Origin of the sequence: Aequorivita iocasae (assembly GCF_016757735.1) — a bacterium.
In the GTDB taxonomy this organism is placed as follows: Bacteria; Bacteroidota; Bacteroidia; order Flavobacteriales; family Flavobacteriaceae; genus Aequorivita; species Aequorivita iocasae.
In genome coordinates this window covers 3,007,731-3,022,883 of the sequence record NZ_CP068439.1, presented here as the reverse complement: position 1 = coordinate 3,022,883, position 15,153 = coordinate 3,007,731, and the positions used below count along the sequence as shown (strand labels likewise).

Annotated in this window: 9 protein-coding genes and 2 pseudogenes; 7 read left to right on the top strand and 4 right to left on the bottom strand. The window is 39.8% G+C overall.

Going from position 1 to position 15,153, the window contains the following annotated elements; translation table 11 throughout:
- Window positions 1–60: 60 nt before the first annotated feature.
- Together JK629_RS13875 and JK629_RS13870 are read left to right on the top strand one after the other, a co-directional pair.
- Window positions 61–3,711 (top strand): DUF7149 domain-containing protein, encoded by a 3,651-nt coding sequence (locus JK629_RS13875; protein WP_202336201.1) that lies wholly within the window; start codon window positions 61–63, stop codon window positions 3,709–3,711.
- Between the two features lie 103 nt (window positions 3,712–3,814).
- Window positions 3,815–4,675: pseudogene (locus tag JK629_RS13870) on the top strand (chloride channel protein); the annotation flags it as partial.
- Window positions 4,676–4,691: 16 nt separating this feature from the next.
- Here the strand turns inward: JK629_RS13870 and JK629_RS13865 are convergent.
- Window positions 4,692–5,821 (bottom strand): IS3 family transposase gene (locus tag JK629_RS13865; RefSeq protein WP_202336200.1). Its coding sequence is split into 2 segments (ribosomal slippage): window positions 4,692–5,560 and window positions 5,560–5,821, totalling 1,131 coding nucleotides; the frame shifts between segments, so codons are not numbered across the junction.
- A 67-nt stretch (window positions 5,822–5,888) separates the two neighbouring features.
- Here JK629_RS13865 and JK629_RS13860 point away from each other — a divergent pair.
- Window positions 5,889–6,308: pseudogene (locus JK629_RS13860) on the top strand (chloride channel protein); the annotation flags it as partial.
- Window positions 6,309–7,509: 1,201 nt separating this feature from the next.
- On the opposite strand, the gene JK629_RS13855 reads toward JK629_RS13860, so the two are convergent.
- Window positions 7,510–8,862 carry a TlpA family protein disulfide reductase gene (locus JK629_RS13855; RefSeq protein ID WP_202336199.1) on the bottom strand — a complete coding sequence of 451 codons (1,353 nt, stop codon included), beginning with the start codon at window positions 8,860–8,862 and terminating at the stop codon, window positions 7,510–7,512.
- A gap of 387 nt (window positions 8,863–9,249) precedes the next feature.
- On the opposite strand from JK629_RS13855, the gene JK629_RS13850 reads away from it, so the two are divergent.
- From JK629_RS13850 to JK629_RS13835, 4 genes are all read left to right on the top strand, one after another.
- The gene (locus JK629_RS13850) at window positions 9,250–10,800 is read left to right on the top strand and encodes a hypothetical protein (RefSeq protein ID WP_202336198.1); all 1,551 of its coding nucleotides are present in this window, start codon (window positions 9,250–9,252) and stop codon (window positions 10,798–10,800) included.
- A gap of 669 nt (window positions 10,801–11,469) precedes the next feature.
- Window positions 11,470–12,201, top strand: a complete 732-nt coding sequence (locus JK629_RS13845) for a DoxX family protein (protein ID WP_202336197.1) — start codon at window positions 11,470–11,472, stop codon at window positions 12,199–12,201.
- Window positions 12,202–12,411: 210 nt separating this feature from the next.
- On the top strand, window positions 12,412–12,825 hold the full coding sequence (locus JK629_RS13840; RefSeq protein WP_202336196.1) for a hypothetical protein: 414 nt from the start codon (window positions 12,412–12,414) through the stop codon (window positions 12,823–12,825).
- Window positions 12,826–12,922: 97 nt separating this feature from the next.
- A complete protein-coding gene (locus JK629_RS13835; RefSeq protein ID WP_202336195.1) occupies window positions 12,923–13,417 on the top strand; it encodes a hypothetical protein in 495 nt (164 codons plus the stop codon).
- Between the two features lie 15 nt (window positions 13,418–13,432).
- Here JK629_RS13835 and JK629_RS13830 read toward each other — a convergent pair whose 3' ends face one another.
- Window positions 13,433–13,888 carry a hypothetical protein gene (locus JK629_RS13830; protein ID WP_202336194.1) on the bottom strand — a complete coding sequence of 152 codons (456 nt, stop codon included), beginning with the start codon at window positions 13,886–13,888 and terminating at the stop codon, window positions 13,433–13,435.
- A gap of 88 nt (window positions 13,889–13,976) precedes the next feature.
- Complete coding sequence (locus tag JK629_RS13825) at window positions 13,977–14,858, bottom strand: hypothetical protein (protein WP_202336193.1); 882 nt, start codon at window positions 14,856–14,858, stop codon at window positions 13,977–13,979.
- Window positions 14,859–15,153: the final 295 nt, after the last annotated feature.

Below are 15,153 nucleotides of genomic sequence, written 5' to 3'. Positions count from 1 at the left end.
AGCCAGACCGTTCCCCAAAAAATCCCTAAATTACCCAATCAACACAACCAAACAGTATAAATGCAACCAAAAGCCCTAAAACCCAGAAAGGCAATAAACAAGGCCTTCCTAAAAATAAAACCAAACCGCACCGAGATTGAGCGCTTTAAGGCCAATCTTATAGAATTACTGGACCGTACCAACGATACCGAAAGCGAGGAGTTCCACAAAAATCTGGTTTCCGATTTCCTAAAGAAAACCTATTACGACCCCAGCCACTTTATAAATACCAAAGGCCGCAACGATCTTGTTATCCACAATGGCAACAAGGCAAAGAGCAGCGTGGGCGTAATCATTGAGGCCAAAAAGCCAACCAATAGGGCAGAGATGGTAACCGGGGAGAAGCTCAATGCAAAAGCCTTTCAGGAATTGGTGCTTTACTATCTGCGGGAGCGCATTGCCCATAAAAACCTGGAGGTAAAACAGCTGGTGGTTACCAATATCAATGAGTGGTTCATTTTTGATGCCAACAGTTTTGAGCGGTTGTTTGCACAGAACAAAGCATTGGTAAAACAGTTTACCGATTTTGAGGCGGGCAGGCTGGCGGGAAAGACTACCGATTTCTTCTACAGGGAAATTGCGGAACCCTTTATCAACACCATCAAACAGGAAATAGAGTTTACCTATTTCGATATCCGCGAATATGAAAAACCGCTGCGCAACGACAACCCGAATGACGATAACAAACTCATTGCGCTATTCAAACTCCTTTCCCCGGAACATTTATTAAAACTCCCCTTTGCCAACGACAGCAACAGTCTGGACAAACGCTTTTATGGCGAACTGCTCCACATTATCGGTCTTTCGGAAACCAAGGAGGGCAGCAAGAAACTGATAGCCCGCAACAAGCCCGGGGAGCGCAATAATGGTAGTCTGTTGGAAAATGCCATTATCCAGTTGGACAGTCTAGACAAAATAAGCAGGTTGGACAATCCGCAGCACTTTGGCGTCACTTACGAGGAGCGTCTTTTTAATGTAGGTCTGGAGCTTGCCATTACGTGGGTTAACCGCATCCTGTTCCTTAAGTTGCTGGAAGCGCAGCTGCTTACCTATCACAAAGGCGATAAAAGCTACGAGTTTCTTAGCCACAAGAAAATACATGATTACGACGACCTGAATGGCCTTTTCTTTCAAATACTTGCGCGAAAACACGAGGAGCGCACCACCGATTTAAAGGATATTTTTGCAAAAGTGCCCTACCTAAACAGTTCGCTGTTTGAACCCACAGGCATAGAGCACGCCACCCTGTTTATAAGCAACCTGCGCGACGAGAAACAACTGCCCCTTTATTCCGCAACGGTGCTGAAAACCGATACGGGCAAAAAACGCACGGGCAGTTTAAGCACTTTGGAATATCTGTTTGAATTCCTAAACGCCTACGATTTTAGCAGCGAGGGCAAGGAAGAAATTCAGGAAGACAACAAAACCCTAATCAACGCCAGCGTACTGGGGCTGATATTTGAAAAGATAAACGGCTATAAGGACGGTTCGTTTTTTACGCCTGGTTTTATTACTATGTATATGTGCCGGGAGACCATCCGCAAGGCGGTGGTGCAAAAGTTTAACGAAACCAAAAATTGGGATTGTAAAGATATAGATGCCCTTTATGACAAAATAGAAGATAGGGCAGAGGCAAACCAAATTGTAAACAGCCTAAAAATATGTGACCCCGCAGTAGGGTCGGGGCATTTTCTGGTGTCGGCACTCAATGAGATGATTGCCATCAAGAACGACCTAAAAATATTGCAGGACCGCGATGGCAAACGCCTAAAAGAGTACCAATTTGAAGTAGTAAACGACGAATTGATAGTTACCGATGAGGACGGCGAACTGTTTGAGTACAACCCTACCAACAAGGAAAGCCAGCGCATACAGCAAACCCTTTTCCACGAAAAGCAGACTATCATTGAAAACTGCCTGTTTGGGGTGGACATAAACCCAAACTCCGTAAAAATCTGCCGCCTGCGGCTTTGGATAGAGCTGCTTAAAAACGCCTATTACAAAACCGAAAGCGAGTTGGAGACATTGCCGAACATAGACATAAACATAAAGCGCGGCAACTCGCTAATAAGCAGGTTCGCGCTGGATGCCGACCTAAAGAAGGCGCTAAAAAGCAGCAAGTGGACCATAGATAGTTACCGCGTGGCGGTTGATACGTATAGAAACGCCCAAAACAAGGAGCAGAAGCGCGCCATGGAAAAGCTGATAGCCGATATAAAGAGCGATTTCCGTTCTGAGATATCGCTTAACGACCCCAAGGTGAAAAGGTTGAACAAACTGAAGGGCGAACTCTTTGGCATGACCAACCAAACCCAAATGTTTGAGATGAGCCCAAAGGAAAAGGCGGCCTGGAACAAAAAGCTAAAGAAGTTAGGGGAGGACACCGCCAAGCTGGAAACCGAAATTGAGGAAATAAAGAACAACAAGATTTACGAAGATGCCTTTGAGTGGCGCTTTGAGTTTCCGGAGGTGCTGGATGACAATGGCGACTTTGTGGGTTTTGATGTGGTTATTGGGAATCCGCCATGGGGAGCAACTTTGTCTAAAGAACAGAAAGCATTTTTAAAATTAAAATATTCAAATATTGATAGTTCGACACCGAATACTTTTGCTTATTTTATGGGTCTTTCATTTAGTATTTCTCATTCATTTATTACCCAAATTCTCCCGGACAGTATTCTGGTAAAAGATTTTTCCAATACTAGAGAACTATGTGCTTCAGGGCTTTATAATCTGGCTTGGTATCAAAATACAGCTATTCCAGATTCCGTAAGACCCTTTATAGATGTTGAACATGACGTATGTACATTATTTTTAGATTTGACGAAGGAAATAAACGAATCGACCATTTCAACGCGATTTTATAAAAACCTTGGAATTGTAGAAAACAAATGGTTGGCAAAAAAGAATGATTTTATACTTAAAGAATATGATAACACTTATAACATCCTATTGGATGAAAAGGATATTAATATTCTTAATAAATTGAGAGATTGTAAAATTCTTGATGATTATTTGCAGTGCCATGAAGGTATTCACTCTGGAAACATACGTGAAAAGTTATTTATTGAAACAAAAACAAATGATTTTGAAAAACCTATGTTTCTTGGAGGTCGTAATGGAGATAAAATAGAAAATTACATTTCCTATAGATTTGGTTGGTTTGTAGATTACAGAAAGGAAATTATTGACAAGGACAAAAACGAATATGCTTCCCTAAGAGATGAGAGAATCTTTAATAATCCAAAAATATATTTAACAAGAACTGGTAACCCATTTAAAGCATTCATAGATAAATCTAACTATGCATCAAATAACTTTTTTTCAATTCAATTTAAAGACTATGAATTTAATAGTTATGAAAGATTGTTACCAGTTTTGGGGTTACTAAATTCAAAATTTGCTAATTATTACATAAGAAGAATTATCGCACCTTCTTTAGGTAATACTTTCGTTGAAACTAAAATAATTCATATTTTGAAGTTACCCTTTCTTAAGAGTTTATTGGACTTTACTGCAATAATAGATATTATTAATTATCTGATTACTTTGAAAGAAGAAGATGAAAATTTTGATACTACTCAACTCGAAGCCCAAATAGACCAATTAGTGTATGAGCTTTACGGTTTAACTGAGGAGGAGGTTGCTATTGTTGAGGGGGCTACTAGTTAAAAATAATTTTGATATTTAGTATTGCATTCATAAATACCCCAAGCTGGCGTGGGCATCCCGCCAGCTGTACGCTTGTGGTGCCCTATAAAACAAAAACCAAACAGTGAAATTAAAACGAAGAAGAAAATTAGTAACATACTTAAATATTCTAGACCAACCAGTCCAATTTAATCCTTTCGTTTTCAGTCGAACGTTTCTATTATGGGCTTTACTTGGATTATTGGGTGGAATAATTGCAGGCGCTTATTGGATTGGACTTGAATTCTTAACACACCAATTAGCAATTTTTAATGGTTGGCAAGTAATTCCCGTTATGGCAATTTGCGGACTTTTAGCAGGTTTGATAATTCACTTCATTGGAGACCCGGGAGAAATACATTTAATTGTAAACAACATTCGATTTAATAAAGGGAAGCTTGACCCTAAAAACAATCCTTCAATGATACTTTCCTCTTTATTGTGTGTTGCCTCAGGTGGAAGTTTAGGTCCAGAAGCGCCATTGGTACAAGTAACAGGTTCTACAGGTACTTGGTTAGGAAAAATGTTTCGACTAAAAGGCGAAGAGTTAAAATCATTAAGTATTGCGGGTATGGCTTCAGGTTTTACTGCTTTATTTGGAGCTCCTTTAGGGGGCAGTTTATTTTCTTTGGAAATACTCCACCACAAACACGCAGTTGAATATTACAAAGCCATAATTCCCGCATTTGTTGCAAGTTGCTTTAGTTATTTGGTGTTCGCCCTAATCATTCATTTAGGTCTTGGTCCCATATGGGATTTATCTGCTTATGAATATTCAGGGATTTTTGATTTTGGTTATGCAGTTCTTTTTGCAATCATAGGGGCAGCTTTTGGATGGGCTTTTATTTTTTGCACCAAATTTTTCAAATCACTTTTCGAGAAAAGACCAATACCCATTTATATCAAAACTTTAATTGGTGGAATTTTACTTGGTATTGTAAGCTTCCCCTAATTAGAACTGTTCATTTTTCTAATACTTTTACAAACTTATTGTTTTTAATTCTCTTGGGGCTAGCCCCAAGAGAATTAAGTTCCGCATATTTTACCGGCGGTATTTTACCCAGCCCGTCGTGCGGGCGGTAATGGTTGTAATCGTGCATCCATATCTGTGTCTGCTCCCTTACCTGATCTATATCCTCAAAGATATATTTGTTGAGCACCCCTCTTCTGTAACTCCCATTGAACCTTTCGACAAACGCATTTTGTGTGGGTTTCCCCGGCTGTATATACTTGAACTCGATATCGTGCATCTCGCTCCATTCCGAGGCGATCTTGGCGATAAACTCAGGGCCGTTGTCCATCCGTATTTTTTTTGGTTTGCCTTTTTTATTGATAAGGTGGTTGAGCACCCAGACCACGCGGTTGCTCGTCAGGGAGAAGTCGACCTCAATATGGAGTGCCTCCCTGTTAAAATCGTCGATTATATTAAATGCCCTAAAGCGCCTTTTGTTCTCTAGGACGTCTGTTACAAAATCCATGCTCCAGGTATGGTTGAGCTCGCTTGGAACCTCCAGGGGTTCTTTTGTTCTGGCAGGCAAACGTTTCTTCACCTTTCTGCGCAAGGGGAGCCCCAGTGCCACATAGACCCGGTGCATACGCTTATGGTTCCAGGGTTTTCCCTCTTCGCGCAACCGGTCATAGGCCTTCCAAAAACCTTCCTCTGAATGTTCCTTTGCCTTTTGTTGTAAGGCCTGTTCTATCTCGCTGTCATCCTTGGGCAACGGCCTATAATAATAAACACTCTTACTCATGTTGAGTACACGGCACGCCCTGCAGATGCCGTAATGAATAAGTTCTTTGGCAATGGTTCGCTTCCTGCAGGGCTTTAGAGCTTTTTTTCGATGATCTCCTTGGCCATCTGGTGGTCAAGGGCAAGGGAGGCATACATCTGCTTGAGCCTGGCGTTCTCTTCTTCCAGCTCCTTGAGGCGCTTGAGCTCCTTGGTGTTCATCCCGGCATACCTGGAGCGCCACTTATAGAAGGTCGCAGGGGCAACACCGTGCTCACGGCTGATCTGGTCAACACTCTTTCCGTTGTCGAATTCCTTTAAAATCTTTGCAATCTGTTGCGGTGAAAATTTACTTCGTCTCATAATACTGTTTAAATTTAAGATAATTATTCTACTTTTAAACAGTTCGGTTTTAAGGGAAGCTTACAGTATCATTTCATTTTATCTTCCCATAACCCGATACTTTGGACATCACGAGATAAACGTACTACTATCAGAAAATTTCTCATTAACCTTACTGTGTGCAATTTTGATTTTTAAAATCATAGCAATTTCCATAACCGTTACATCAGGTTGGAGGGGTGGATTTATAATACCTCTGTTTTTCGTAGGCGCAACATTGGGGCTAATTATCCATCAACTATTTCCGACTATAAATTTAACATTAGCCATAGTTAGCTGTATGGCAGCAATTAACGCTTGTGTAACACGTACACCAATGAGTACAACCATTTTACTAGCTACTCTTACCGGATTTGGACATTTCATACCCATATTATTTGCAAGTTTGACAGGCTATTTCTTAGCGCCAAGAATTCCTTTTATAGCTTCGCAAATGGAAAAAAAATGAAGCTACTTGTTATCATGATTGTAACCACCCCTGGGCAGATTGCTTCAGTCGCTCCTTGGGGTCGCTCCTTCGCAATGACGGTACCAATGATGAACAAAACCGTCATTGCGAGCGCAGCGTGGCAAATCGAAGATTCAACGGAGTTAATCTCATGAGGCTACTTGTTATCATGATTGTAACCACACCTGGGCAGATTGCTTCAGTCGCTCCTTGGGGTCGCTCCTTCGCAATGACGGTACCAATGATGAACAAAACCGTCATTGCGAGCGCAGCGTGGCAAATCGAAGATTCAACGGAGTTAATCTCATGAGGCTACTTGTTATCATGATTGTAACCACCCCTGGGCAGATTGCTTCAGTCGCTCCTTGGGGTCGCTCCTTCGCAATGACGGTACCAATGATGAACAAAACCGTCATTGCGAGCGCAGCGTGGCAAATCGAAGATTCAACGGAGTTAATCTCATGAGGCTACTTGTTATCATGATTGTAACCACCCCTGGGCAGATTGCTTCAGTCGCTCCTTGGGGTCGCTCCTTCGCAATGACGGTACCAATGATGAACAAAACCGTCATTGCGAGCGCAGCGTGGCAAATCGAAGATTCAACGGAGTTAATCTCATGAGGCTACTTGTTATCATGATTGTAACCACACCTGGGCAGATTGCTTCAGTCGCTCCTTGGGGTCGCTCCTTCGCAATGACGGTACCAATGATGAACAAAACCGTCATTGCGAGCGCAGCGTGGCAAATCGAAGATTCAACGGAGTTAATCTCATGAGGCTACTTGTTATCATGATTGTAACCACCCCTGGGCAGATTGCTTCAGTCGCTCCTTGGGGTCGCTCCTTCGCAATGACGGTACCAATGATGAACAAAACCGTCATTGCGAGCGCAGCGTGGCAAATCGAAGATTCAACGGAGTTAATCTCATGAGGCTACTTGTTATCATGATTGTAACCACCCCTGGGCAGATTGCTTCAGTCGCTCCTTGGGTCGCTCCTTCGCAAAGACCCTTCGCCTGCGCAGGGCAGGCTGTTCGAGGAAGGCTTTTGATATTTTGTAAAACTGTCATTCGCGAGGCCGGTACCTTCGATACAGCCTCCTTCATCGGCCACTCAGGGACCTGAGTGCAGAATTTCAATTAATACGAAAACAAAGGTGTTCGAGTAAATTTGAAATACACTAAATAGGGAATCATTAAAACTTAATTTAATAACCTATCCAAGAGTGTGTTTGTTTTTGCAAAAGAAGGTTGGGGTGCTGCCGGATCGAGTATTTTGCCTTCCGGATCGATCAAGATAAAACGAGGAATGGAGTTTACTGCATAGGCATCCATAAAATCACTGTCAAAGGACTTATCAGCAAAAAGTTGGAGTCCACCCAATTGTTTATCGGCAATCATTTGTTTCCATGCATTCTTAAAATCAGCTTTATCTACTGAAATGCTTACAAAAACTATTTTTTTATCGTGATAGCGTTTTTCCAGTTCCTTCAGATAGGGCACTTGTTTAATACAGGGGGAGCACCAAGTGGCCCAGATATCAATATAAACGTAGTTGCCCTTGAGATCGCTTAGGTTAACGTTACTGCCCTCTAAGCTTTCATAACTGAAATCAGGTGAAATATCGCCTTCCTGTAATGTGTTGGCCATCAAAGTTTCGGCATATCTTTTTTCTGCAGCTTCTATAAAGCGCTCTTGATTTGTAATTCGTTTGATAAGGTCCAGATAATCTTTGGAACGTTCCTTATTGGTGGAAATATCGGAATAGAATCCATTAACCAGACTCGTCGCCAGCTCTTTTGATGGTACCTTTCGGAAAACATCCAACATGGCATCTACGCCGGAAGCTGCTTCAATACGGTCACTCCATACTGAATTAACAATATAGCGATAATAGGGCTGCGTTTTGTATGCTTTGGTGTCCTTTACATCTAAGTTTTGAATGGGTTTGTAAAAATCTGCTGAGGGAGTAATCGTTTCGCCTATATAGAATTTATAATTGGAGGTGTAGTTCTGAATTCTTAAGAGGCGTGCGTATTCCAAACTTTTGATTTCCTCTTTTTTAAAATAAGTTTCAACATCATACTGATCGAGGGAGGCGGATAGTGTATTTTTAACACGTTCAATATTTGAAAGATAGGTGGCTTCATCTACCTTGTAAAATGTTTCCAAGTCTTGTGTAAGTTCAGCTTCTACAACCGATTTTTTGGCCAGATAATTATTTCTTTCAGACCCTTTTCCACTAAAGGCGAGTGTGCTTTCAAAGAGATTGGCATCAAAAGTAAGCTTTAGGTTATCATTTGGGTAGAGATAGAGGTAGGTTGTATTTCTCCCATAATTAAGAAGATAATAGCCTTCTTCCATTTCTGTTGAAATACTGAAGTTTCCATTGACATCCAATTCTGCTGAAGCCAATTTTTTATTATCGATATGGTTTATCGCAATGGCAGTCTCGGTGTGGTTCTTTATTTGCCCCGTCAAAATAATTTTCCCAGATTTTGCAAATAGAGGGGTATTGACAAATAAGATAAATATTATGATTATGAGCTTATTCATGTTTCGGGATTTTATTAAATAAATATATAATTTCAGATTAGAATAAAAAATTAAAAGTTTAAGTAGCAATTCTATTCATTATTATTTATTCATTAATTAAAATGCGCCAGCGATTTCGAATAAGTAAAGTTTACCCTGAGCGCGGGCCTATCCTGAGCGGTGGCTTGCCCATAGTTTCTCAAAGGGATGGGTAGTTAATGGGAGGCTACCATACTAAGCTATAATCGTTCCATCTACCTAAATTATATAGGAATATTCTTACGTATAAAGGCTTCTAAATCAACCAAATCAACATTTTAACGATTTTATAAATGGTTATATCGAAAAGATTTAGATGAGTTTATAAGGGATAGTACGTTTGCACCACCCAAATCAATTAAATTTATAATGAAAACTACCTACATCTTTTTCGTCTTATTCTTTTTCTCCTTTTTAAGTTTTTCACAAGTTGGTATTAATACCACTTCTCCAGACCCATCAAGTATGCTTGATGTTTCCGCCAGTAATAAAGGAGTGCTCTTTCCCCGAGTGGCATTAACGAGCTCTGGCGACAATAGCACTGTGTTAAACCCAGCCGTTAGTCTTCTGGTCTATAATACCTCAACAACAGCCGATCTTAATCCAGGTTTTTATTTCTGGAATGGCAGTGCTTGGAATGCAATTTCTGCAGGTTCATCCGGTACAGGGGGCGGTAGCGATGGCTGGTCTTTGAATGGAAATAATGTGGATGGCACCAAATTTTTAGGCACTACAAATTATATCGCGCTTAATTTTAAAGTAAATAACAGTCGGTTTGCATTATTTGATCCCCACGGCGGGATGGCACTGGGGTATGGGGCAGTGGCCAATGAAAACAACTCCATTGCAATAGGTACAAACGCCAACGCAGCAAACAGCAATCAAGCTACTGCAGTGGGTGCCTCAGCAACCGCTTCGGGCTTTCAGTCGGCGGCCTTAGGATATAACGCAAAAGCCATAACAAGCAACAGCACGCTTGCGCTGGGTAATTCAGCTACCGCATCAAGTTTTCAGGCTACGGCAATTGGCGTAAATGCTAAAGCTTCCACTAATAACAATACCCTGGCAGTGGGCACCAATAGCGAGGCAACGGGTGAAAATAGTACTGCAATAGGCACCTCTTCCAAGGCAACAGGGCAATATGCAGTGGCAATAGGCACAAGCAGTATCTCAACCGGCGCTAACAGCTCTGCCTTGGGAAATAATTCAAACGCGAGTGCACAAAATGCAGTAGCAATAGGAAATGGTTCCATAGCCAACAATCCCAATACAATAATTTTAGGAAATAATTTAAGTCTTTCATCTTGGGATGCCACTAAGGTTGGTATAGGAACCAGTAATCCTACCGAAAAATTGGATGTCAAGGGAAATATTAAAGTAGACGGGACTTTAAAACTGCAGAATGGAACGCTTAAAATTGCAGATGGAAGCCAAGGTGCGGGCAAGATTTTAACTTCTGACGCCAGTGGAAATGCAACTTGGACATCCTATCCTCAATTGGGAAATACAGCATATGCAGATATATATGCTTCAAATACACAAAATTTGGATCCATGGACTCCAATTAATTTTGGAATAACAGCTGTTTCTGAGAATATTACTGTTAATTCAAATAATGTTCAGTTTATTAAAGCGGGTACATATCGTGTAACCTATGCCGTTGCAATAGAAAAAACAGGGGGGAGCGATTTAAATATAAAGTTCAGCCTTGCAAAAGGATGGAATTCTAACTTTATTCCAGGCTCTGCGACCTACGTTTTTATGGGGAATGGGGATAAGGTGTCGGCTACCCTAACCAAAATGGTTCATTTTAGTGCCTATGAGCAGGTTTATATTTTTACGGATACCCCACAAGACGGTAATGTGAGGACAATTGCTGACGGCACCTACTTAAATATTGAATTGGTAAAGGCAGATTAAGTGAGTTGTGAGTTGTGAGACGTGAATCTTGAATCGTGAGACGTGAATTGTGAATCGTGAATCGTGAATCGTGAATCGTGAATTGTGAATTGTGAATTGTGAATTGTGAATCGATTTTCTTACTCTTTCATTATTGGCTCTTGGTTCTTGGTTTTGGTTCTTGACAGACTTCCCACTTCAAAAATGATAAATTGTTAACCGTTAAAGGTTCTTAGTGGAATATTGCCTGTTACAGTTTCCCGTACTATCAGTGTATTGTTTTAAATTATATTTGAAATAAATAAGTTGCACACATATTCGGTATAACTACAGTAGAATATTTAAATCAGTTGTAAATACACATGTTGTTTGGCATTAAAAATCGATACCATGAAGGAATAAATTGAAAATTTTATCGAATCTTTTAATACAGGTTGGACGCAGCGTGATTTTGAAAAAGTTGAATTAGCACTTCACGAAAATGTTGTTTTCATTGCTCCTGATTTAACCACTGAAATAATAGGGAAGGGAGCATGCGTGGATACAATTAAAAGAATATTTAAATAACGCAAAAACATTGTTATTTCAAGTTCAAAAACAGAATATTACTGTTTGGCACAAAACCGCTAATTTTTCATTAGATTACTATATTGAATATCTTATGAACAGCTAACCAAAAACGAAATTGAATTGAACAACTTAACTAAATTTGATCAATTTTATTTAAAAGCCAAGCATAATAAATGGTATTGGTATTTCTCTATTTTTTGTCGAATAATTTTAGCATATGCTTTTATTGTTGCAGGAATAGTGAAGGTTATGGATGAAAAATTCGCAAGTGGTCTATCCGAAATTCATCCCATGGGGGCATATTTGACTGCGCTACACCATACAGGCTATTACTATCCATTTATCGGAATTGCCCAAATTCTTGCAGCAATACTACTTTTAATACCTCGCACAGTAACTTTAGGTGCACTTCTTTATTTTCCAATAATAGTTAATATATGTATTCTGTCTTTAGCAGTGAGATTTGAGGGTTCTTTTGTTACCTCACCACTCATGGTTTTAGCAAACTTGTACATACTCTTTTGGAACTATGATAGGTTAAAGTACATATTGCCTTTTAAGAAAATACCTGATTATGGTATTGTAAAGAAACCTGAAAAATATAATAGTAAATTTCCTTTTCTATTTTTTGGTGGAGTGGGGGCAACTTTTGTACTTATAATTTTAATTTTCCTAAAGGGATTTGATATTATGCCCCGAAATTCAATGAAGGACTGTAAGAAACAATATGATAATACAAAATATGAAACAATTGGAAATGAATTTTGTGAATGTGTTCATTCCGAAGGTAATTTTTTGGAAAATTGTTTAGATGCGTTTGAGGAGAAAAAGAAAGAATTAGATACAGACTAAAAAGCGAAAAAACACTACGCACCACAATGTATTCTGAGAAAAGTACCCATCCCGTTCTTCAAAAGAATAGTATTCATTTGCCCAATAATGAAAATAGGAAGCACTGAAAAACTTCTAAAAATCACCTAAATTACCCCAAAAATACAACCAAAGCGTATACATGCAAATCAATAGTATTGAAAATCAAGCAGTTGTATTAAATCATTAAAATTGAACCAACTCCTTTTAATATTCATCGCGTTACTATTTGTAGGATGTCAAAGAGATACTCAACTATTTGATGAGGTTCTTGCCATGGCAGAATTTGATAGCAACTACCATAATATCACGTTGATTCAATCAGGTAAAGATAGAGGGTTTCTTAAGCCTATGATGGAATACCTCTTTTACAACGTTGATTCCTTGGCTTTTCAAAACTTGGAAAAGGCCATCATGACAAGTGAGAAATTTAAAGAAGGTAACTACTATTTAAATATTGAATTGGATGATTACCTATATCAAAATAAACTTGATATACTGAATATGTCTAATTCCTCAATTACGGAAAATAAGTTTGACAAGACTTATTATGTATATTTATTGTCTGATAGAAAAACTTTTGCGGTATGCAAAGTGAATCATTAAATTTAAATTCGAAGGTTGGCGCTGGCTTCCCGTACGTGTCCGCAGTTGGTTGAGTTGCACATTTTAAAGCATAAAGATTTAAATCTAAAAAGTATGTATGCAGCAAACTATAAAACCATCAAAACAAATAGCTACTATGAAATACCGTGAAAAACTACTACAGCTGATAACCGAGGGCACGGCGCAGGAATTTCAAGAATGGCTTATCTCACAACCAGCGCTAGACCAACCAGCCATTATGCGCGAACTAAAGCAACTGGGCAACCTACCGCCAGAAGAAGGCGGGGTCAACCTACTGGATACCCTAGAGGGGTTTAATGCCTATGATAAGGTAATAGATAAGTATGAGGACGCCATTTTGGATCAGAAGTTGGCTAAACAGCAAGTGATCATGGCCGAAGAAGCATTGACCAAACACGTGCAACAGATGCGGCAAACCCACCCAAACCTTCGGGAACACGTTATTGGATCTATTCTAAAAAAGGAGCCTAACGCCGCCTTGTTGCGCAGTCTTGCCCAAGTACTAATAGCCCTTGAAAAAATGGATAACAGCTATAACCCAGAAAATTGGAAGCAATTACCGGAATTATAAAGCTGTTCGGCTGCTTTAAAAGAGATATTTTGTTCTGCAAATACCAGCCGATACACTAATACTGGTTGTTTGAATTAAAGTGTCGCTATTTCCACAATACACTTTAATATTGTAAGTGCCTTCTGCCAAGCCAGTAACGGTCATTGCACCGTCTTCCCCACAATCGTCATTGCTGGATACTCCAGCGTCAAGCACTACAAAGCCAGTGGCTACCAACACTCCATCCTTCAGAAGTTCCACTCGGTCTGAAGTTACGGTACCGTCCGCATGGCAATTGTAAATAGGACTTCCTGCTGTCACTAAGGTGCAACTGCAATCATACAGCATTATAGCCCCAAATAATTCTTCTTGCGTTTCATCATTTTGTTGTTGTTCCTCTTCCGTTTCTGAATCTTCCGGCGCGTCATTAATTTCACAGGAATTGCAAAAAATGGCAAGGCAAAGAAAAAATATGAGTTGTTTCAAGTTCATTAGAATAGTTTTGGTGTGCAAAATCATTTAATTTAAAATAAGTATTATCTGTTAAAGGTTTTTGTTGCTTAAAAAGAGTTTCCTTTTATTAAGGACTTTTAAATTCAAAGGCTTGGCAATTGTCATTGTAAATTTCTATGGTTTGCTGAGGAAATATTTCCACGCCATCGCAGGTGGCCCAAAAGGTATAGGAGCCTGGTATTAACGAGTCAAAAACCAAGAGCCCGGGATCATTGGTGCCACAGTTTGTGTAGGGTGCATTATTGTAAAAATCATACATCTCCCGAATGGTACCTTCCCCATTTCCCGAAGGCCCCGTCATATACACCCGTAGGCCAATATTACATCCATACTCCTCACTCTTGAAAAACATTATTGCTCCTTGTCCTGTTCCTCCTGTAGGGCTGCAAGCTTCTTCATTGGTGCTTATATTATAAACAATTTCCTTACTGCCGCGATACAGTTCTTCGCCTTCATCGTCTTTATACACCACATCAAACGCTGCCTTAATCTGCTCGAGGTTCTCACGATATATTTTAACATTTCTATTAAACACATACACCGCATACACGGAGTATTGAAGCTGCGTGAGCTCATCAAATACTTGGTTCTCATAATCCAAATTGATATCTAAGGATTCTGAGGTGGTGTTATCGTAAAACACGTCAACGGTGAAATTTTCAATTCCTGAAGAATATCCTGTTTCCAAATAGGTGGGCACGTACACCTTAAACTGAAAAATAGTCAAGGGTTTGCGGGGTATTTCATCCCTGCATATGTATGCAATGTCGGCTTCGTTACTACCCACTTGCTGATGGCTTATTATGGGCTCCAAACTTATCTTTAGGTTTCCGCCCGCAATATTTTCGTCCCAAGGGCCAGGCCCAAGTTGATCTTCGGAAGTGTCATCAGATTTGGAGCACCCTACTAATAGCAGTACCATAAAAAACAAAACGTAATTTTTCATCATAGTATAATTTTGAACTTCAAACTTATAAAACATTCTAAGGGTTGTAAATACCTAAAAAGGGGTATTTTCAAATTCTAAATTGATACTATGGGTGCTTATGCTATTGAGAAACCAGAGCAAAAGTAAACCCAGCAAGCTACCTGCCATAATGATGGGAGTGAGGGTAGGAACTGATGTTTGAATAGTGAAATAATACGGGAGTTGGCTGCCCCCTAAAGGTTATGCCACTGGCCACGGATTTTTCTAGGTATGATGTAAGTTGTGGGACGATAATTCCCCAAGGTGGAAGTGGCAT

Excerpts from the sequence above, each read along its gene's own strand:
- JK629_RS13850 (WP_202336198.1), top strand. The coding sequence starts at position 9,250 with ATGAAAACTACCTACATCTTTTTCGTCTTATTCTTTTTCTCCTTTTTA.
- JK629_RS13835 (WP_202336195.1), top strand. The coding sequence starts at position 12,923 with ATGCAGCAAACTATAAAACCATCAAAACAAATAGCTACTATGAAATAC.
- JK629_RS13855 (WP_202336199.1), bottom strand. The coding sequence starts at position 8,862 with ATGAATAAGCTCATAATCATAATATTTATCTTATTTGTCAATACCCCT.
- JK629_RS13875 (WP_202336201.1), top strand. The coding sequence starts at position 61 with ATGCAACCAAAAGCCCTAAAACCCAGAAAGGCAATAAACAAGGCCTTC.
- JK629_RS13825 (WP_202336193.1), bottom strand. The coding sequence starts at position 14,858 with ATGATGAAAAATTACGTTTTGTTTTTTATGGTACTGCTATTAGTAGGG.
- JK629_RS13830 (WP_202336194.1), bottom strand. The coding sequence starts at position 13,888 with ATGAACTTGAAACAACTCATATTTTTTCTTTGCCTTGCCATTTTTTGC.